The organism is Dongia sp., from assembly GCF_041905885.1.
Lineage (GTDB): Bacteria > Pseudomonadota > Alphaproteobacteria > Dongiales > Dongiaceae > Dongia.
Window position 1 is genome coordinate 11,953 of the sequence record NZ_JAYRKD010000041.1, and the last position, 18,766, is coordinate 30,718.

Below are 18,766 nucleotides of genomic sequence, written 5' to 3' on the forward strand. Positions count from 1 at the left end.
GGGCTTCTAAGTTTGAAGTTTAAAATATTTGTCACGACAACATTGTCCTGGCGCCGGTCAGAGGGCAGAATCTGATGTCAATGACGCTTCAAGCGCTGCGTAGCTTAGCTGATGAAGCGACCATGGGCTACCCCATTCTGCCTCACCCATCTCCAGTTTTCCTGTCACTTTATTCTTGTATTCCCGATCCTTAAGGAACACTCGTCCATATAACTTGGGGGCGATCCCAACAAATGGCCGGAACAAGACCTTTCCGACTTTGCCATCCATTTCGCCAACGCGAATCACCGGCACGGGCATCGCGACTTCCTCGCGATTATTCTCGACACCAGCCTCAAGTCGCGCTCGCGCCTTGTGCTCCTCAACGACCTTAACTGCGAGCGGAACTTCACTCGGTGGAATCCAGACTTCAGGAACTGTTGCTATCGCGTCACCGTGCAATGAGAGGGCTTCACTCTTTGGATAGGCTTCAATGTATTGAACCTCATAAACCCCCGCCGAAACGATATGCCTAGCACAGTAGTGACAAGGAAAAGTGGTCACAAAAAGTCGAGAAGCGACAGGTGATGTTCCCGATCGAGCAGCAGATAAAAGCGCATCCATTTCGGCGTGAACTGATCGACTGAATTCCAAGAGACCACCGAGCCTCGTCTTTCTTAAGCGTTCCAACTTCGTTGATCGATCCTCTTCCGATAAATCGGAGCCATACAGAGCGACTAATGCGTCTTCAATGATCTTGTTTTGGAACTCGTTATTGCTGCAATGTGCATTTTCGCATAAGGCGCATCGGTTCTCGACATTTGGACCACCAGCTCCATCGCCATAGACCCCTCCTCCAGCTCTTGGCACCTCGTTCGTCCCTGTAGCAACGATGCTGCCTAGGCTATCGACAAGTGATGCCCCCACTTGACGTGATAGACAACTACTCTGGAGCTTGGCCGTATGCGCAACGTGCATCGCCGTCTCATCGATTGTTGGTCTAAGTACGGACCGATGAGTAATAATCGATACAAGCCTGTCCAACTCGCTCAGCAGGCGCAGATCAATTGCGTCCTTCATCTCACCATTCGGGGCGGTCACCTTCGCTGTGTTGTCGACAAAAAAGTCTGCCTCCTGGAAAACGTCTGTAACGTGCTGCCCGAACTTATTGTCTCTATCATCAGAATCTCGAGCCATAAATTCATCGACCTTCTGCTTGTTGGCTGCTTTGCCTTGGTCGATGCCGGTAAAGAATGCGTTCAGAAGTCGCTTCTTCCGAACAGGCTCACTGCATACAACGCCAATCAGAATAAATGCGTCGCCATAAAGCTTCTGCAGTATCCTTGCCTCAGCCGGATGCTTTAGAGAATCGAGTATGTAGGCACGAGGATTCCCATCAGGCGCCACGACTTGACCCCTGACGTAAGCCTTGTTTTGCGATTTCGCCCGCGTCTCAGCAATCTTTTCGACTAAGCGCAATGCAATAGCAGCGTGATCTGCCTTTCGCATTGTGTCTCCGTACGTTTGCATTGCAATCTTCTTGTCGAGTGGATCGTGTGGCAGTTCTATCTTGTTTGCCTTCACCCAATCGCCGATTACGTCACCCGCTTTGAGAATCTCGCAACTAAACTTTGACCCGTTATAAACAGTGTCCTTCAATCGCCGTTCAAGTTGGCGTGCTACGTGAGATGAACCTGCGCCCACTGGCCCGACGACCGCAAAAAAGATTTCATTTGCGGCATGCCCTTTGATTAGAGCTTTGCTATCTTTTGAATCCTGGTTAGCAGCTTTGAGTTCTGCGGCAGCCACTTGGAAGACTCCCCCTATATCCAAATAGTTGTAGCCAACCTATGCCAATTGCGAGCCGAAGAGAAGATTGGCCCGCTTGAGTTGGGTGCACATATACCTTTCGATCGATGGGACATTATAACAAATCACTCGCCGGCCGGTACAAACCGCTCGTCCTCTCCGTCTCCGTCCGCGCCGTGCTTGACACCCGCGCACCGCTTCCCGAACACTCTCTGCCATGCCCAGTCGGCCGGGAGAAATGGCGGGCGGGCGGGAGGGAGTTGGGGCTTGGCGGGCGGCCTCGTGGCGATGAAATGACACCGCGAACGGGTTCCTGGGTTTTGTTGCGAGGCGGTTATCGGGCCTCGCGCGGGCAAGGGCCTTCGCTTCCTCCTTCGGTGATGTTTGGGCGATCGCGTTTTGGCGCCTCTGGGATTCCGCCTGTGCGGAACTCAGGGGTCCCCGGCCTTCGCCGGGGATGACGAGCGGAGAGAGGCGGCCGTCTGCGATTGCCCCGCTGCTGAACATTTTGGGAGGAGATGCTGTCATGGCTGAGCACACCAACAACTATCCGAAGCTCCACAACGCGATGTGGCCGGGGGTGGTCGGCAAGGGGGCGCCGGGGGCGGAGCCGTTTATCGGGCTCGATACCTTGCTGGAGCTCACCGCCAAGGCCGATGTCGATGGGGTGAAGTTCGACGGGGTCGATCTCTGGCTCGCCGATCCGCATGTCTCGATCGACAGCTCCAAGGACGACGTGAAGCGCGTCGTGGACAAGATCGCCGGCTATGGGCTGAAGATCGGCTCCTTCGTGGCGCCGATCTGGGGCGGGGCAGGCGGCGGGTCGGCGATGGGCTCGGCCGAGGACCGCAAGAAGTTCGTCGAGGCGGTGCGCAAGGCTTGCGTGATCGGCAAGTGGATGCGCGACATGGGGATTCGTCCCACAGGTGGCGTGCGGATCGATTCCTCGTCCAGCGTCACCGACTGGGAGAAGGATCCGGCCGGCAACACCCACAAGATCGCCGAGACCTTCCGCGAGGCCGGCAAGGTGGCGCAGGACCATGGCGAGTATCTGTTCGCCGAGGGCGAGATCTGCTGGGGCGGGATGCAGTCCTGGAAGAAGAACGTGAACCTGCTGGAAGAGGTCGGCATGCCGGGCGTGGTCGGCTACCAGGCCGACATGGCGCATTCGATGCTGTTCACTTTGGGCTACAACTCGGAAGAGGACCGGCTGTTGCCGAAGGATTACGACTGGAAGGACAAGTCGCAGCTCGATGCCGCCTATAAGAAGGTGGCCGATGCGCTGCGGCCCTGGACCTATGATTTCCACGTGGCGCAGAACGACGGCACGGTGTTCGGCTCCGGCGATCATGAGAAGACCGGGCGGCACGTCCAGGCGACCGATCCCAACGGCAAGCTCGATATCGCCAAGCATGCCGGCTATTGGCTGCGCGACGACAAGGGCGCGCTGACCAAGAAGATCCGGCATCTGTCGTGGGACGGCTGCATGTTCCCCAACGCGGTGATGCAGCAGCAGCAGACCTGGAACGACGTGCTCGGCGCCATGCTGAAGGTGCGCGATGCGCATGGGTGGCGGGAGTGACGACTGAGAGCGCGCAGCGTTCTTAGTCGTCATGGTACGCGAAGGCGTACCATCCACGAGTTTCTCTCCGCGGCGCAGAGTGACGTGGGCAAACTCGTGGATGCCAAGGCCAAGCCTTGGCATGACGGCGTTGAAAATTTGAGCATCCTGCGACGGCAGGCAAACTCGTGGATGGTCCGCCTACGCGGACCATGACGACCTAAAAAATTGACCTTGGGAGTCTGACGTGGCCAAGAAGAAGCTGAATATCGGGATCATCGGCGGCGGGTTCATGGGGCGGACGCATTCCAATGCGTTCCGGCAGGCGCCGGAATTCTTTGCGCTGGATTACCAGCCGGTGCTGAAAGCCGTCTGCACGCGCTCGGCCGAGGGGGCGGCGAAGTTTGCCGCCAACTGGGGCTTCGAGAGCGCGGAGAGCGACTGGCGCAAGCTGATCGAGCGCAAGGACATCGACCTCATCGACATCGCCTCGCCCAACGACACCCATGAGGAGATCGCCATCGCCGCGGCCAAGGCCGGCAAGATGGTGATGTGCGAGAAGCCGCTGGGCCGCACCGCCGCCGAGGCCGAGCGCATGGTCGCCGCGGTCGAGGCGGCCAAGGTGCCGAACATGGTCTGGTACAATTATCGCCGGGTGCCGGCGGTGACCCTGGCCAAGAAGCTGATCGACGAGGGCCGCTTAGGGAAGATCTTCCACTACCGCGCCAAGTTCCTGCAGGACTGGACCATCTCCGCCGACGTACCGCAGGGCGGCACCGGGACCTGGCGGCTGGATGCGAGCGTGGCAGGGAGCGGCGTCACCGGCGACCTGCTGGCGCATTGCATCGACACGGCGATGTGGCTGAACGGCGGGATCGAGACCGTGACCGGCGCCACCGAGACCTTCGTGAAGCAGAGGAAGCACGCGGTCTCCGGCCAGGTCGCCGAGGTGAAGATCGACGACGCCAGCATGTTCCTGTCGCGCTTCAAGAACGGCTCGCTCGGCATGTTCGAGGCGACCCGCTATGCCCGCGGGCACAAGGCGCTCTACACCCTGGAGATCAACGGCGAGAAGGCCTCGATCTTCTGGGACCTGCACGATCTCCACCGGCTGCAATGGTTCGACCACAAGGACGAGGGGCAGCTGCGCGGCTGGCGCTCGATCCACATCACCGACGGCGATCACCCGTATATGGGCCATTGGTGGGTGCCGGGGCTGCAGATCGGCTATGAACATACTTTCATCCACCAGGCGGCGGATTTCATCGAAGGCCTGACCAGCGGCAAGGCGGCGGCGCCGACCTTCCGCGATGCGCTGGCGACCGAGTATGTGACCGATGCGGTGCTGAAGAGCGCGGCGTCGAAGCAGTGGGAGAATGTGAAGGGGTGAGGCGCCCTGCCCGCCCCCGATCTCCAGTCCCGGCGCGTTCCGGTTGACTTGCTGCCCCGCCGCTTCGCATGATCGGGGCGCGGCCCGGTTGCGATCGGCCGAGCCTGAGGGGAGCGGGGTTGCGGTGAAGTTCGTTGGCGGAGTCTGCCTGGCGCTGTTGCTGTGGTTCGGCAACCTGGTCTCGCCGGCCGCGGCGCAGGATCCCTACCGGATCACGCCGCGCCAAAAGGAGATCATCCAGACCATCATGAATGCGCAGGGCGGCTATATCGACGCCGCGCTCTACGAGGAGTTCTGGTCGGCCATCCCCCTCACCGGCGCAGAGAAGGCCTGGCTGGTCGAGCAGATGCAGGCCTTCATGGTCAACGGGCAGGTCTTCACGCGGGAGAGCTGGGCCTCGGCGGAGATCGCGCTCCGGACCGGAAGCTACACCGAGACCGACGACTACAAGCGCGCGAAGCAGAAGAATTTCGACGCCCTGCATGCCATGGGTCCAGGCGCGTCGACGGCCGATTTCGAGCGCAGCGTCGCCAATGCCGAGCGGATCATCCGCGGCGCCGCCAACCGCGAGCCGGTGGATTTCGGCGGCGGCCGCATCGCCTACATCACCGAGGACCTGGTCGCCACGGTGCTTGCCGGCATCGACGGCTCGCTCGACCGCGTCAACCTGCTGCTGATGCCGGAGTGGCAGCCGACCGAGATGGAGATCGCACTGCCCGAGCCGGGGGTGAAGCTGCTGCTGCCGTGGCATCTGGCGCGCCAGAACTCGGTGAAGGAACTGGAACAGGGCGTTCAGCTGCCCACGACCTTCTATTCCGGCGCGCTGGACGAGACGACCTTCGTCGATATCGGTTATGTAGGCTTCGCCGGCTTGAAGCTCGCCTCTCGCGAGGTCATGTTCTCCGCCGTGCGCGGCGCCTTCAAGAACGCGGGAATCGCGTTCACCGGCGAGCCGGTCCTGGAACCGTGGCGCGGCCATGACAGCGTGACGGCATGGGGCACCGGATCGGCCGACGGAACGCCGATCGCCGGCTATATCCGGGTGTTCATCCCCGGCGCGCGCCAAGGCCTCAGCATGGTCCTGCTGCTGCGGCAAGGATCAATGACCGAGCTGGTCGGCGTCGTCGACGGCTTCGAGCACAAACTGTCCCTGGTCGAATGAGGCGAGGAGAGAGCGCGATGCCGCCAGCACCCGACACTTCGGACAACCGCAAGCCGGAGCAGCGCCTGAAGGACCTGGGCATCGAGCTGCCGCCGGCGCCGGGCGTGGCCGGCGACTATCTGCCTTACATCATCACCGGGAACCTGCTGATGACCTCGGGGCAGCTGCCTTGGATCAACGGCGAGCTGAAGTTCAAGGGCAAGATCGGCGCCGAGCTCACGCTCGAGCAGGGTTACCAGGCGTTTCGCCTCTCGGCGCTGAACGCGATCGCGCAGGTGCGGAAGGCGCTGGATGGAAACCTGGACCGCGTCAACCGGATCCTGCGGCTGGAAGGCACCTTCGGCTGCGCGCCGGGATTCACCGATCACCCGAAGGTGCTGAACGGTGCCTCGCATATCGTCAACGAGGTGTTCGGGCCGCGCGGACTCCACACGCGGATGGTGCAGGCCAACCCGGAGATGGCGCTGGATTGCGCGACCCTGGTGGTGCTGTTCGCGGAGATTGCCTAGCTGCGCTGGCTGTGATCGGGGCCGTGGGGCATGACCGCTTGCGCGGTGCCGAGGCAGAGAGTGTAGGCGATGGCGGCGACCACGGCGGTCATCACCCAGGCCGCGATCATGAAACGCGGCAGTGCCAGCCTGAAGCCCCGCATGTGACCTCCCCGATTCCAATCGGTCCCGACGTCACATCAGCTTAGGCGATGATTGTGAAAACTTCGTAACGGTCGGGCGGTCGGCGGGGCCGCGCCGCCCGAATCCGCACAGTCCGGTGCAGGATATCGCTTTCTCTTGGTTAATCCGGCTGCTTCGCCATCTCGCGCAGGTTGGCTTCGAAGACTTCGGGGGGCTGGCCGCCGGAGATCAGGTATTTGCGGTTGACGATGATCGCCGGGACCGAGTTGATGCCGGCGGAGAGCCAGGCCTGCTCCTCCTGCCGCACGTCGGCGGCGTAGCGGTCGGAGGCGAGGATCGCGCGGGCTTCCGCCGGGTCGAGGCCGGCCTGCTGGGCGGCGGCGACCAGCACCTCGGGATCGGCGATGTTGCGGGCGTCGGTGAAATAGGCGCGCAGCAGCGCGTGTTTCAGCGCCGGCTGGCTGGCCGGCTGGGCGACGCCGGCCCAATGCAGCAGGCGATGCGCGTCGAAGGTGTTGTAGATCCGCTCCTGCGGATTCATGGTGAAGCCGACCGCGGCCGCGCGCTGGCGGATGTGCTCGCGCGACGCGGCGAATTCCTGTTTCGAGCGGCCGTATTTCTTGGCGAGATGCTCGTCGCGGTCCTCGCCCTCCGGCGCCATGTCGGGGTTGAGCTCGAAGGGCTGGAACTGGATCTCCGCTTCGACCTCGCCCTCCAGGCGCTGCAACGCGGTCTCGAGACTGGCGAGGCCGACGGCGCACCAGGGGCATACCACGTCGGAGACGAAATCGATCTGGATCTTCTTGGCCGCCATGGGGGTGCTCCTCGGTTTGCTGCCGCTTATATGGCCGGGCGCGCGCGGTTACGCCAGCGCCGCGGCTATGCGGTGCAGGGCGGCCAGGGTTGCGCCTTCCTTGACCGTGTCGGTGAAAGTGGGCCAGGTCGAGAGCTTGACCACCACCATGTCGTGCTCCCAGGAGATCCAGATCAGCTGGCCGAAGACGCCGACGCACATCAAGGTCCGCGACCGCGGGTCCTCGAGCCAGAACTGGTTCTTGTAGGAGCCCTGGTCCAGGATCTCCCAGTATTGCGGGCCGTGGCGTCCGCCGTTGCGCGCGGCCTCGACCCAGGCCGCCGGCACGATGCCGCCCCCGTTCTCCAGGATCATCTGGCCGAAGCGGCCGTAGTCGCGGAGCGTGGCGTTGAAGCCGCCGCAGGCCAGCGCATAGCCAGCGGAATCGACGGTGAAGCTGGCACTCTCCTCGACGCCGAGCTTCTGCCAGATCTCCTCGGACACGAGCTCGGGCAGGCGCTTGCCGGTGACGCGCTCCATGCAGAAGGCGATCACGTCGGTCTCGATCGAGCGGTAGTTGAATTCCGCGCCATGCGGGCGCTCGAGGGTCTTCAAGCTGAGGATCAGTTCCCAGATATGCGCCGGCCATTTGAAATCGGGATCGCTGCCGGGCGGGATCGGCTTCCAGCCGCAGGCGACGTCCATCTGCCCGACCTCGCAATAGCGGTCGGTGTAGTCCTCGCTGAACTTGACGCCGCTCCTCATGTCGAGGACCTGCTGCAGGGTGGCGCCCTGATAGGCAGTGTCGGCGAGCTCCGGCAGGTAGTCGGTGACGAGCCGCGCGGGATCGATCAACCCGCGGCCGACCAGGATGCCGCAGACGGCGGAGGTCACCGACTTCGCCACCGATTGCGAGAGATGCAGCGAACGCGCGGTCATGCCGTTGTAGTAGCGCTCGGCGCGGATGCTGCCGCCTTTCAGCACCAGCAGGCCGTCGGTGAAGGTCTCGTCGAGCAGTGCGGCGAGCGTGGTCTTGCCGCCGGCGCAGCTTGCGACTTCGAGCGCGTCGAGGTCGCGCTCGTCGCGCGGCAGCTTCTTCGCATGACCGCCGCCGCGCCAGACTTCGCGGGTCGGCATGAGCTCGCGGATATGCTGGAAGGCCCAGCGGTTCCAGGGCGGCCGGTCCCAGTCGAGCTTCGGCACGACCAGGGCCGGCGGCGATCCTTCCATGATCGCGGGACGCGGTGCGGAATTCTGATCGGACGGCATCAGAGGTTCGATCCCTTCAGGCTGTAATCGTGGCGGTGGTCGCCGATCAGCCAGAGCATCTTGTCGAAGACCTGGAACGGACTCGCGGTCGAGACCGCGCGGCCGGCCTCGGCGATGCGCTCGATGATCTCCGGCCGGCAACGGGTGTAGAGGGCGGCATGCGACTGGATGAAATCCTTGTAGTACCAGTGATCGACCAGCTTCTTGTCTCCGAAGTCCCAGCGCACATAGCCGTCATGGTCGTCGTAAAGCCGCTCCTCGACGATGCGTTCGTAAGGCGTCTCGAGCTGGACCGCTTTCAACAGCTTCACCAGGAAAGCGATGCCGTTGACGGTGGCGCTGTCATAGACGGGTGCGGCTTCCGGGAAGCGGGCCCAGAGCAGGCGCGAGGTCAGCACCATGAAGCTGCGGCTCTTGTCGTCGCGGGCGACCGCGGCGCGAAGCGTGTCGAAGGCCGAGGAAAGCTCGGCGGCGTCGAGCCGGTCGAGGACCGGCAGAACCTGCCGCGCCAGATGGTCGGCGGAGGCCGGGCCGGTGCGGTGATAGGCGAGCCATTCCGCCAAGATAGTGGCGCGTTCCTCGGCCGGGCGGTCCGGGGCCGCCGCCGCGCGGATCGCCGCCTGGTCGCGCTGGAACGAGCCGGCCTTCAGGTTGGCGGGGTCGAGCAGCAGGGCCGCCGCCTGGAAATAGCGCCGCACCAGCTGACCCCAGACCGTCGAATCCATTACCCCAGTCCCCGAACGTCCCCGACCGTGATTAACACTTTAGCGCCCCGGAAATCCCCTGGCACGGGCTTTGCGACATCTTCGGCGCGACGGCGTGAAGGGCAGATTTTGCCCGCTCCAAACCCCAAGAGGCAGGACAATGTCAGGGATCGGCGGATTGAGCTTCGAGATGGTGACCACTCCGACCTTGGGCCCGACTTTGGGAATGGCCCAGGCCGGCCCGGACCCGCAGAAGCCGGCCGGCAACGCGGCGGTCGATGAATTCCTGGCCTATATGAAGAAGTCGCTGGCCGAGCGCATGGCCGATGCCTGGCTCGCCGCCCATGGCCTGGACCGCGCGAAACTGAAGGCGATGAAGCCCGACGAGCGCGAGGCGGTGCTGAAGCAGATGGCCGAGGAGCTGAAACAGCAATTGCAGCAGGCCACCGCCGCCGCTAAAGGCGCGCGCAAGACCCAAGCGGCCTGAATCACCCTTTCCGGCGATTCCGTGATTTGACAGCCCGCCAAGGCTGCGCCAGCCTACGGCCTCACTTCTCCTTGGGGACCCTGCGGTGCTGGATCGGCTGGCGGAGCGGCGCGGAATCTGGCGCCGGCTCGGCTTTATCCTCTTCCTGTTCGCGATGCTCGGCGCGCCACTGGCGCAGGCCGACGATTTCACGCTGCCCAAGGCCGAGACCGCCGACTTGAAGAAGCTCAACCTGCATGTCAGCCAGTATCACGTGGTCCATGCCAAGCCCGGCATGGACGTCGAGCTGCTGAACATGGACGACGAGCCGCTGGGCGTCGGGCTCTCGCGCGGCGATTTCTGCACCGCCGCGCTGCAGGGCACGGTCGAGGTTTCCGGCGTGCTCTACAGCGTCGCCGGGAAGGGCGGCGACAGCCTGGTCGATTGCGCGCTGCCGGAATTCTCCTGCCCGCGCTGCGCCGCCTTCGATCTCGGCAGCAACAGATTTGTGAGATTGACCAGCTCGGACGGGCTCGGCGCCAAGGCCTACGGCCTGGTCCCCTATCGCAGCATCGCGGTCCAGTCGGGACGGCTGAAGCTCGGCACCGTCGTTTACATCCCGGCGGCGCGCGGCTTGAAGCTGCCGAACGGCCAGAAGCACGACGGCTATTTCCTGGTCGCCGATATCGGCGCGATGGACGAGAACCAGATCGACCTCTACACCGGCACCAAGCCGCTGCGGTGGAAGATCCTCGGCAGCGGCACCCGGCACAGCCGCAGCGTCGCCGCCTATGTCATCACCGACCCCGCGGTGGTGAAGCCGCTGAAAGCCGCCCACACCGCCTCCGCCAAGGCCGCCTTCGCCGAATAGCGGCGCCGTATCATCCGGGAACCGAAGCGACCTGCCCCCGTTTCGAGAAGAGATGGGCGTGCCTGAGGTCGTTATGCAATTTATCGGAAATCACACTGGGAAGCCGAGTCTGAACGGCAGCGCGGGCATCGCCGCCTTCGAGATCGGCGACCGCTCGATCACGGTGCGCTTTGCCGAGGGCGGGACCTATCTCTACGACCAGGTGAAGCCCGGCAAGGTGCATGTGGCGCAGATGATCGCGCTGGCCCGCGCCGGCGCCGGCCTCGCCACCTATATCAGCCAGCAGGTCCGCAACAACTACGCCCGCAAGGTCGAGTGAAGCGGTGATCCGAAAGGGCGGACGGGCCGTATCAAGGTCCGTGGCAGCCCCGACCTGGATCATCATGAAGCCCTTTCTCCTCACCTACCTCGTTTCCGGACTGAGTTTCCTGGCGCTGGACGCGGTCTGGCTCGGCGTCATGGGGACGACGCTCTACCGCGCGCAGCTCGGCAACCTGGTGCTGGAGAAGTTCCTGCTGGCGCCGGCCGTCGCCTTCTACCTGCTCTATCCGGTCGGGATCGCGGTCTTCACGGTCGGGCCGGCGCTGCAGGCCGCCTCCGGCCTGGTCGCCCTCGGATACGGGCTGCTGTTCGGCTTCCTGGCTTATTCGACCTATAACCTGACCAACCTGGCCACGCTGCGCGGCTGGTCGCCGCTGGTGACCGCGGTCGACATCGGCTGGGGCTCGGTCGCGACCGGGGCCGCCGCCTTCGCCGGCTTCTGGATTCTGCGCCTGCTGGGCAAAGGCTGATACCCATGCTGCCGCAGACTGTCTGGATCACCGGCGGCGGGTCGGGCATCGGCCGCGCGCTGGCGCGATCCTTCGCGGGCGACGGGCATGTGGTGGCGATCAGCGGCCGGCGCGGCGAGGCCCTGGCTGAAACCGCGGCCGCAACCCCCGGCGCCATCCACTGTCATCCGCTGGATGTCACCGACGGCGGCGCCGCCGCGCAGGTCGTCGCGGCGATCGAGAGCAGCCTCGGCCCCATTCATATCGCCGTGCTCAACGCCGGCACCTACACGCCGATCTGGGTCGAGGGATTCGACGCGCGGGCCTTTCGCGACATGATCGAGACCAACCTGATCGGCGTCGGCAACACGATCGCGCCGCTGCTGGAGAGCATGCGCGCCCGCGGCAGCGGCACCATCGTCATCGTCGCCTCGGTCGCCGGCTTTGTCGGGCTGCCGGGTGCCGCGGCCTACGGCGCTTCCAAGGCGGCGCTGATCAACATGGCTGAGGCGCTCTATCCTGACGCAAGGCGATATGGCATCCGCATCGCGGTGGTCTGCCCCGGATTCGTGGAGACGCCGCTGACCGCGCAGAACGATTTCGCGATGCCGTTCCTGATCTCGGCGGAGGAGGCCTGCCGGCGCATCCGCCGCGGCCTGGAAAGCGGGCGTTTCGAGATCGCCTTTCCCCGGCGCTTCGCGCTGCTGCTGAAGCTGGCGCGGCTGCTGCCCTACCGCCTCTATTTCAGGCTGACGGCGCGGATCCGGTCATGAGCGCCGCTGCAGCTGCAGGTGCACGACATCGATCTTGCCGAGGCTGAAGCCGACCTCGCAGTAGCGCAGATAGTAGTCCCACATGCGGCGGAAGCGGTCGTCGAAGCCGAGCGACTGGATGGCGGGCCAGTTCTCGCGGAACCGCTCGCCCCAGAGCCGCAGGGTCCGCGCATAATCGCTGCCGAAGCCGTCGTTCGAGAGCACCGAGAGGCCGGCGCGCTGCGCCAGGGTCTCGAGGATCTGCCGCGTCGGCAGCATGCCGCCGGGGAAGATGTAGCGCTGGATGAAGTCCGCCGACTTGCGGTAGGACGCGTAGCGACTCTCATCGATGGTGATGATCTGCAGCGCCGCCTTGGCGCCGGTCGCCATGCGGTCGCGCAGGACCTGGAAATAGACCGGCCAGTTGCGCTCGCCCACCGCCTCGAACATCTCGATCGAGACCACCGCGTCGTATTCGCCGGTGCAGTCGCGATAGTCCTGCAGGCGGATATCCGCCTTGTCGGCGAGGCCGGCGCGGGCGATCCGCTCGCGGGCGAAGCGATACTGCGCATCCGAGATGGTGAGGCTGACCGGGCGGGCTTCAAGCTCGCCGGCCGCCATTTCCGCGAAACCGCCCCAGCCGCAGCCGACCTCGAGCACCCGGCTGCCGCGCTCGATTCCGGCGAGCTCGGCGATGCGGCGGTATTTCCGGCTCTGGGCCGCGGCGAGATCGTCGCCGTCCTCGGCAAAGCGCGCCGAGGAATAGGTCATGGTTTCGTCCAGCCAGAGCCGGTAGAAGTCGTTGCCGAGATCGTAATGCGCGGCGATGTTGCGCCGGCTGCCCTTGCGGGTGTTGGGCCGCAGCAGATGCGCCAGGCGGTTGACCACGCGCATGACCCCGAAGCCGGCGAGCTTCTTGTCCAGCACATGCTGGTTGAGGGAGGCGAGCCGGAGCAGCCCGTCGACGTCGTCCACGCCGATTTCGCCGGAGAGATAGGCTTCGGCAAAGCCGAGCTCGCCGCCGAAGGCCATCCGCCGCAAGGCCGCCCAGGTCCGGATGTCCAGCGCGACCTTGGGCCCCGCGGTCTCGCCGCGGTAATGCCGCGTCGCCCCGTTCGGAAAGCGGATCGACACTTCGCCGATCTCGAGCTGCGCGCAGCAGCGGTGGAGGAAGGCCGACCACAGGCCGCCGAAATCGGGGCTGGTGGTCTCGGGAACGGATGGCGCCGGCGCCCGGTCGTCGGTCATTCTGGGCCTCAGGTTTCCAGTTTGGAATGGAACTTGATCCCCCCAGTATTGCGCGTGTCGAGCCGGAGCGGAACGCCTTTGATCAGCAAACGGAAAGCTTCCCAGTGGATGGCCGCGATCACCTTCAGGGTCATCAGCGGATAGCGCAAACCGAGACCCAGGAGCGCCCGGTCCGAAAGCCCGCCCCGCCGCCCGGTGAAGCCGGCCCGGAACAGCCTGCCGCCGCTATCCTGTTGATCGATATGGATCGCGACCCTTTCCGCGGGCGGCAGGACCTGGAAGCGATAGCCACCGCTCACGTCGTTGAAGGGGGATACGTAGAAGGCCTTGCGGCAGCTCTGCCGCACCGCACCGTCGCCATCCCCCTCCCCAATATTGGGCCCAATATTGGGCCCAATATTGGGGAGGACATAGGCGTGCCGCTCCCCGAAGGTGTTGCTGACCTCGTAGATCACCGCCGCGAGGGCGCCGTCGGCCCGGTGGCAGAAATAGACCGAGAGCGGGTTGAAGACGTAACCCAGGATTCGCGGGTAGCAGAGCAAGCTGATCCGGCCGCCAGGGATGGCGATCCCGACGCCGGCGAGACGCTCCTCCACCCATTCGCGCAGCGAGGCCGGGCGATCGATGCCGTGATCGCGGTCCAGAAAGCTGAAGAGGTTCCAGCGGTTGTGGCTGAACAGGCGCAGCCGCCGGTCGAGCGAAGGCAATTCATCGAGATCGAGCAGCAGGCTGAACACCCGGTAGCGGAAGGCATGAACCTTCGGCCGCAGACGCTTGTGATAGACCGTGCCTTCGTAGACGCCCGAATGCATGTCCGGCGGCGCGCTCACGCGGCGACCGATTCGTGGGCCGCCGCCGGGAGGATTGCGATCCGGCCGGATTCGTCCGGGACCCGCCAGGGCCGCCGCACGCCGCCCAGAGCCTCGGCAACCGCCAGCCCGGACTGCAGCCCGTCCTCATGGAAGCCCGCCCCGAAATAGGCGCCGCAGAACCAGAGCCCGCCTTCGCCCTGCAGCCGCCAGAGCTGAGACTGCGCCGCCACCGCGCGGCCGTCGAACATCGGATGCGTGTACTCGAACTCCGCAAACACGCTCTCCGGCCGCGGCCGGGTGGTGGGGTTGAGCGTCACGAAGACATCGCGGTCGAGTTCCAGCCGCTGCAAGCGGTTCATCCAATAGCTCACCGTCACCGGCCGGCTCGGGTCGGGAGTCTCGATCACGTTCCAGCTCGACCAGGCGCGCCGCGAGACCGGCATGAGCGCCGGATCGCCGTGCAGGATGGCGCGATTCGACTGGTAGCGGAAGGCGCCGAGCAGCCAGTTCTGGATCGCGCTGCGCCGCGCCAGCAGACGCAGCGCCTGGTCGGCATGGCAGGCCAGCACCACCGCGTCGTAACCGTGGCGCGCGCCGTCGGAGTGGATGAGGACCGGGGCGGGACCGGCTTCGACCGCGACGATGTCGCTGTTCAGGCGCAGATCGATCGGCGCATCGGCCAGCAAGGCCCGCACATAGGTCGTGGATCCGCCGGCGACCGTGCGCCAGACCGGGCGGTCGCGGAATTTCAGCAGCCCGTGATTGGCGCAGAAACGGGCGAAGGATTCGAAGGGATAATCCAGCATGTCGCGCGGCGGCGCCGACCAGATCGCCGCGCACATCGGCAGCAGATGGTCGGCGACGAAGGCCCTCCCGTAGCCGCCATGGGCCAGGAACTCACCGAGGCTGCGCATCGCCCATTCCGGACGCCGTGCGTGCAGCGGCGCCTCGCGGTAGAAGCGCGCGATGTCGCGCAGCATGCTCCAGAAGCGCGGGCGCAGCAGGTTGCTCCGCCGCGCCAGCAAGCCGTCCAACGTGCTGCCGGAATATTCGAAGGCGCCGCCGTTCATCGAGACCGCGAGCGACATCTCGGTCGCGATCGTCGGCACCTGGAGATGGCGGAACAGCGCCGTCAGGTTGGGATAGGTCTGCTCGTTGAACACGATGAAGCCGGTATCGACCGGTGTGCTGCCGAGGGCCTTCGGCAGGGTGACGGTGTTGCTGTGCCCGCCCGGCCGGGAATCGCTTTCGTAGAGCGTCACCCGGTGCCGGCGCGCCAGCAGCCAGGCCGCCGAAAGTCCGCTGATGCCGCTGCCGATTACGGCGATCCGCTGGCCGCCTGCTTGCGCAGCGCGCGGAGAATCTGGTCCACCGGTTGACCGCGGCGCATGACCGGGACCAAATGGGCCGGCGCCCGTCGTAATGTCATTCAGGGTCACAGTGCCGACCGCCTCCGCCCGGAAAATCCGTCTTTCCATTACGGTGTCTTGCCGGGCTTGGATCACCGGGCGGGGCGGTGATCCAAGCCGGGCCGGGACGCGTATTTACCGGCATGCAAGTCGCCTTGGCACAGAGTCCCGGTCCGCGCTTCCTGCAGGTCGCCGCGCGGCCGCCCCGGCGGGTCGCGATGAATAGCGAAGCGGAACGAGAGAAAGCCGGCGAGGCCGGCCGGATGACGGCATTGCTGCTGCGGGTCGCCGCCGCGGACCGCCTGGCCTTCGCCGAGCTCTACGCCCATTACGGCCCGCGGCTGCGGCTCTACATGCGCAAGCTTGGCGCCGATGCCGCGGCTTCGGAAGACCTGGCCCAGGAAGCGATGGCCGCGGTCTGGAACAAGGCGCGGCTGTTCGATCCCGCCAAGGCCAATGCCAGCACCTGGATCTTCACGGTCGCCCGCAACCGCCGCATCGACCTCATCCGCCGCGAGCGCCGGCCGGAGCTCGATGCCGAGGATCCGAGCCTGCAGGCCGAGGCGCCGGATTCCCCGGAACAGGCGATCATCACGCGGCGCAACGCGGTGGCGATCCGCGCCGCCTTGGCAGCGCTGCCCCCAGACCAGGCCGAGGTGATCCGGATGTCCTTCTTCGAGGACCGGCCGCATGGTGCGATCGCCGCGGCACTCGGCGTGCCGCTGGGCACGGTGAAGTCGCGGCTGCGGCTTGCCTTCGGCCGGTTCCGCAAAGCCCTTGGAGAAACCGAATGAGCCCGCAACATCACCCGGCGGAGGAGTTCCTGCTGCAATACGCCTCGGGTGCGGCCACCGAGCCTTTCGCGCTGCTGGTCGCGGCCCACCTGGCCGAATGCGCGGAATGCCGCGCCACCGTGGCGCAGGCGGAGGCGATCGGCGGCGCGCTGCTGGACGATCTGGCGCCGGAGACCGCAAGCGCCGCGGCCCTCGACGGCGATGTCGAGCGGATCCTCGCCCGGGCGGCCCGGCAGCCGCAGGCCGATCTGCCACCGCCGGATTCGGCGCTGGCCGCGCCGCTGCGGGCTTACCTCAGCGACTTCGATTCCGTGGCCTGGCGTTCGCTCGGTCCCGGCATCCAGCATTGCGTGCTGGCCCAGGACCCGCATGGCGCGGTCGCGCGCCTGCTGCGGATCGCGCCCGGCCGCGGCGTGTTCGCGCACAGCCACGGCGGCAACGAGATGACCCTGGTGCTGGCGGGCAGCTATCGGTCGGGCGGCACGCAGTTCCGGCCGGGCGACGTCGAATGCGCCGACGAGGAAACGACCCACCGGCCGGTCGCCGACCCGGGGGAAACCTGCATCTGTCTCGCGGTCACCGATGCGCCGCTGCGGTTCCGCAACCTGCTGGGCCGCCTGATGCAGCCCTTCATCCGAATCTGACTTGCCCGCTTGATCGGCGGCTATTCGGCGGCTTTGCGCCAGCGATCGCCGCCGGGCAACTTGGGCCGCGGCGCGACGCGCTCCGGCGGCAAGGTCACCGTGACGGTGGTGCCGATGTTTGGACGGCTCTCCAGCAGGAAGCCGCCGCCGTGAAGCTCGGTCAGCAGCTTGGCCAACGGGAGGCCCAGCCCGGCGTTGGTATGGCCGCCCTGCCCGTTCTGCGCGCTGCTGCGCTTCAAGTGGTCCTGGTCCTCGAGCTGGCGGAACGGCGTCAGCACGCGTGCAAGATCTTCCTGGGCGATGCCGATGCCGGTATCGGCGATCGCCAGCGCGATGCCGCCGTCGGTGAGACGGTCCGCGACGATCATCACGTGGCCCTTGGGCGGCGTGAACTTGACCGCGTTCGACAGCAGATTGAGCAGGACCTGCCGCATCTTGATCGCATCGCCGCGCAGGTAGGGCAGGTCGCGCTCGACCTCGACATGGATCTTGATCTGGTCCTCCGCCGCGCCCGTCCGCACGTGGCGCACGGCGCTGTCGACCAGCTCCTCGACGTCGATCAGGTCCTCGCTCAGATTGAACTTGCCGGCTTCGATGCTGGAGACATCCAGCACCTTTTCGATCATGCCCAGCAGATGCTGTCCACTGTCGAGGATATTGCGGGAATATGATTCGTAGGTCGGGTTGCCGACCGGCCCCAGGATACGGTTCGTCATCATTTCGGAATAGCCGACGATCGCGTTGAGCGGCGTCCTGAGCTCGTGGCTCATGTTGGCGAGGAACCGCGTCTTCGCGAGACTGGCGGCTTCCGCCACGTCCTTGGCGCGGCTGAGCCGCTTCGCCAGGTTCTGATTGTGCAGCACCAGGCCGATGCTGTCCTTGAAGCCGTCGTTGAGGTGCCGGGCCATCGACCACAGCAGCCAGGCCCAGAACACCACGAAGGCGGCGATGAGCGCATGAAAGCTGCCGTCGAGCCAGGTGAGCCGGATGCCGAACGGCAGCAGCGACGGCAGCACGAAAGCGGCGAAGGCGAGCATGCTGTTGGTGTAGCCCGCGATTGCCGCGGCGCTGAGCGCCGCCATCAGGAAGGCGGTAACCAGGCGCGCGTTCTCCGGCTCCAGGCTCTCGATCAGGAACAGCGACGAACCCCAGAGCAGGCCCGCAACCCCGGAGCCGAGCGCGAAGGCATAGGTCCAGAGCCGCGCCTCGCTGTTGTCGCGCGGCCGGCGGAGGTAGGTCTTCGCCAGCACGAAGCGCAGCATGGTCCAGCCGGCGAGGGTGCAGGCCCAGAGAAGGATGTGCAGCGTCCCGGCGCTGTTCAGCAGCGAGAGGCTCAGCAACGAGAGCGCACCGAGGTTGGCGATCAGCAGCGGCTTGGTGCGCCGGTAGAGCCCGGAGATGAGCACCGCATCGATTTCCGCCGCGCTGACCTGCGTGCGACTTTCCGCGAAATCCATGACTTGTCCAAACCCTGCCTGCGGCCGGCGCCGCGATTGCCCACAGCGTGACGCAGCCGTCTTAACAAGCCATTGATTTCGGTATTCGCGGCCACACCATCGTGTCGATAACGGGCGAAAAAATCCGCCGATACGATCGCGGATCTGCGGCCAGTGATCTGAACGATCCATTCCAGCGTAAGCAGCGTATGAACCGGATTCCGACAATCGCTTTCCTGCTCCTGGCAATCACCCTCTGCGCTTG

General features: G+C 65.2%; 20 protein-coding genes. 11 read left to right on the forward strand and 9 right to left on the reverse strand.

Going from position 1 to position 18,766, the window contains the following annotated elements; all coding sequences use genetic code 11:
- Positions 1 to 57: 57 nt before the first annotated feature.
- Entirely contained in the window at positions 58 to 1,788 is a 1,731-nt protein-coding gene (locus ACH2CY_RS26525; protein WP_395022946.1) for a hypothetical protein, read from the reverse strand.
- Positions 1,789 to 2,314: 526 nt separating this feature from the next.
- Here ACH2CY_RS26525 and ACH2CY_RS26530 point away from each other — a divergent pair.
- From ACH2CY_RS26530 to ACH2CY_RS26545, 4 genes are all read left to right on the forward strand, one after another.
- On the forward strand, positions 2,315 to 3,370 hold the full coding sequence (locus ACH2CY_RS26530; protein ID WP_395022947.1) for a TIM barrel protein: 1,056 nt from the start codon (positions 2,315 to 2,317) through the stop codon (positions 3,368 to 3,370).
- Between the two features lie 226 nt (positions 3,371 to 3,596).
- Positions 3,597 to 4,739 (forward strand): Gfo/Idh/MocA family protein, encoded by a 1,143-nt coding sequence (locus ACH2CY_RS26535; RefSeq protein ID WP_395022949.1) that lies wholly within the window; start codon positions 3,597 to 3,599, stop codon positions 4,737 to 4,739.
- Between the two features lie 124 nt (positions 4,740 to 4,863).
- Positions 4,864 to 5,901, forward strand: coding sequence for a hypothetical protein (locus ACH2CY_RS26540; protein WP_395022950.1), 1,038 nt, complete (start codon positions 4,864 to 4,866; stop codon positions 5,899 to 5,901).
- 17 nt (positions 5,902 to 5,918) lie between these two features.
- A complete protein-coding gene (locus ACH2CY_RS26545) occupies positions 5,919 to 6,410 on the forward strand; it encodes a RidA family protein (protein ID WP_395022952.1) in 492 nt (163 codons plus the stop codon).
- Here the strand turns inward: ACH2CY_RS26545 and ACH2CY_RS26550 are convergent.
- From ACH2CY_RS26550 to ACH2CY_RS26565, 4 genes are all read right to left on the reverse strand, one after another.
- Positions 6,407 to 6,553 (reverse strand): hypothetical protein, encoded by a 147-nt coding sequence (locus tag ACH2CY_RS26550; RefSeq protein ID WP_395022953.1) that lies wholly within the window; start codon positions 6,551 to 6,553, stop codon positions 6,407 to 6,409. The genes ACH2CY_RS26545 and ACH2CY_RS26550 overlap by 4 nt on opposite strands.
- A gap of 140 nt (positions 6,554 to 6,693) precedes the next feature.
- Positions 6,694 to 7,347, reverse strand: coding sequence for a DsbA family oxidoreductase (locus ACH2CY_RS26555; protein ID WP_395022955.1), 654 nt, complete (start codon positions 7,345 to 7,347; stop codon positions 6,694 to 6,696).
- A 48-nt stretch (positions 7,348 to 7,395) separates the two neighbouring features.
- A complete protein-coding gene (locus ACH2CY_RS26560; RefSeq protein ID WP_395022956.1) occupies positions 7,396 to 8,595 on the reverse strand; it encodes a serine hydrolase domain-containing protein in 1,200 nt (399 codons plus the stop codon).
- On the reverse strand, positions 8,595 to 9,320 hold the full coding sequence (locus ACH2CY_RS26565; RefSeq protein WP_395022957.1) for a hypothetical protein: 726 nt from the start codon (positions 9,318 to 9,320) through the stop codon (positions 8,595 to 8,597). The genes ACH2CY_RS26560 and ACH2CY_RS26565 overlap by 1 nt, the downstream gene beginning before the upstream one ends.
- Positions 9,321 to 9,459: 139 nt before the next feature.
- On the opposite strand from ACH2CY_RS26565, the gene ACH2CY_RS26570 reads away from it, so the two are divergent.
- The 5 genes from ACH2CY_RS26570 (at position 9,460) to ACH2CY_RS26590 (ending at position 12,179) form a co-directional block, all read left to right on the forward strand.
- Positions 9,460 to 9,786: a hypothetical protein gene (locus tag ACH2CY_RS26570; RefSeq protein WP_395022958.1), complete on the forward strand. Its 327-nt coding sequence runs from the start codon at positions 9,460 to 9,462 to the stop codon at positions 9,784 to 9,786.
- A gap of 85 nt (positions 9,787 to 9,871) precedes the next feature.
- Positions 9,872 to 10,636 carry a hypothetical protein gene (locus ACH2CY_RS26575; RefSeq protein ID WP_395022960.1) on the forward strand — a complete coding sequence of 255 codons (765 nt, stop codon included), beginning with the start codon at positions 9,872 to 9,874 and terminating at the stop codon, positions 10,634 to 10,636.
- Positions 10,637 to 10,694: 58 nt separating this feature from the next.
- The gene (locus ACH2CY_RS26580; RefSeq protein WP_395022961.1) at positions 10,695 to 10,955 is read left to right on the forward strand and encodes a hypothetical protein; all 261 of its coding nucleotides are present in this window, start codon (positions 10,695 to 10,697) and stop codon (positions 10,953 to 10,955) included.
- Between the two features lie 64 nt (positions 10,956 to 11,019).
- Positions 11,020 to 11,427, forward strand: coding sequence for a DUF2177 family protein (locus tag ACH2CY_RS26585; protein WP_395022963.1), 408 nt, complete (start codon positions 11,020 to 11,022; stop codon positions 11,425 to 11,427).
- A 5-nt stretch (positions 11,428 to 11,432) separates the two neighbouring features.
- Positions 11,433 to 12,179 (forward strand): SDR family NAD(P)-dependent oxidoreductase, encoded by a 747-nt coding sequence (locus ACH2CY_RS26590; RefSeq protein ID WP_395022964.1) that lies wholly within the window; start codon positions 11,433 to 11,435, stop codon positions 12,177 to 12,179.
- Here ACH2CY_RS26590 and ACH2CY_RS26595 read toward each other — a convergent pair.
- The 3 genes from ACH2CY_RS26595 to ACH2CY_RS26605 are packed head-to-tail and all read right to left on the reverse strand — an operon-like array spanning position 12,174 to position 15,657.
- The gene (locus ACH2CY_RS26595; RefSeq protein WP_395022965.1) at positions 12,174 to 13,406 is read right to left on the reverse strand and encodes a class I SAM-dependent methyltransferase; all 1,233 of its coding nucleotides are present in this window, start codon (positions 13,404 to 13,406) and stop codon (positions 12,174 to 12,176) included. The genes ACH2CY_RS26590 and ACH2CY_RS26595 overlap by 6 nt on opposite strands.
- Before the next feature lie 8 nt (positions 13,407 to 13,414).
- Positions 13,415 to 14,236, reverse strand: coding sequence for a DUF1365 domain-containing protein (locus ACH2CY_RS26600; protein ID WP_395022966.1), 822 nt, complete (start codon positions 14,234 to 14,236; stop codon positions 13,415 to 13,417).
- Entirely contained in the window at positions 14,233 to 15,657 is a 1,425-nt protein-coding gene (locus ACH2CY_RS26605) for an NAD(P)/FAD-dependent oxidoreductase (protein ID WP_395022996.1), read from the reverse strand. The genes ACH2CY_RS26600 and ACH2CY_RS26605 overlap by 4 nt, the downstream gene beginning before the upstream one ends.
- Positions 15,658 to 15,845: 188 nt before the next feature.
- Between ACH2CY_RS26605 and ACH2CY_RS26610 the strand changes: the two genes are divergently transcribed.
- Both ACH2CY_RS26610 and ACH2CY_RS26615 read left to right on the forward strand, forming a co-directional pair.
- A complete protein-coding gene (locus tag ACH2CY_RS26610; RefSeq protein WP_395022969.1) occupies positions 15,846 to 16,421 on the forward strand; it encodes a sigma-70 family RNA polymerase sigma factor in 576 nt (191 codons plus the stop codon).
- The gene (locus ACH2CY_RS26615; RefSeq protein WP_395022970.1) at positions 16,418 to 17,065 is read left to right on the forward strand and encodes a ChrR family anti-sigma-E factor; all 648 of its coding nucleotides are present in this window, start codon (positions 16,418 to 16,420) and stop codon (positions 17,063 to 17,065) included. The genes ACH2CY_RS26610 and ACH2CY_RS26615 overlap by 4 nt, the downstream gene beginning before the upstream one ends.
- A 20-nt stretch (positions 17,066 to 17,085) precedes the next feature.
- On the opposite strand, the gene ACH2CY_RS26620 is transcribed toward ACH2CY_RS26615, so the two are convergent.
- Entirely contained in the window at positions 17,086 to 18,522 is a 1,437-nt protein-coding gene (locus ACH2CY_RS26620; protein WP_395022971.1) for a sensor histidine kinase, read from the reverse strand.
- Between the last annotated feature and the right edge of the window lie 244 nt (positions 18,523 to 18,766).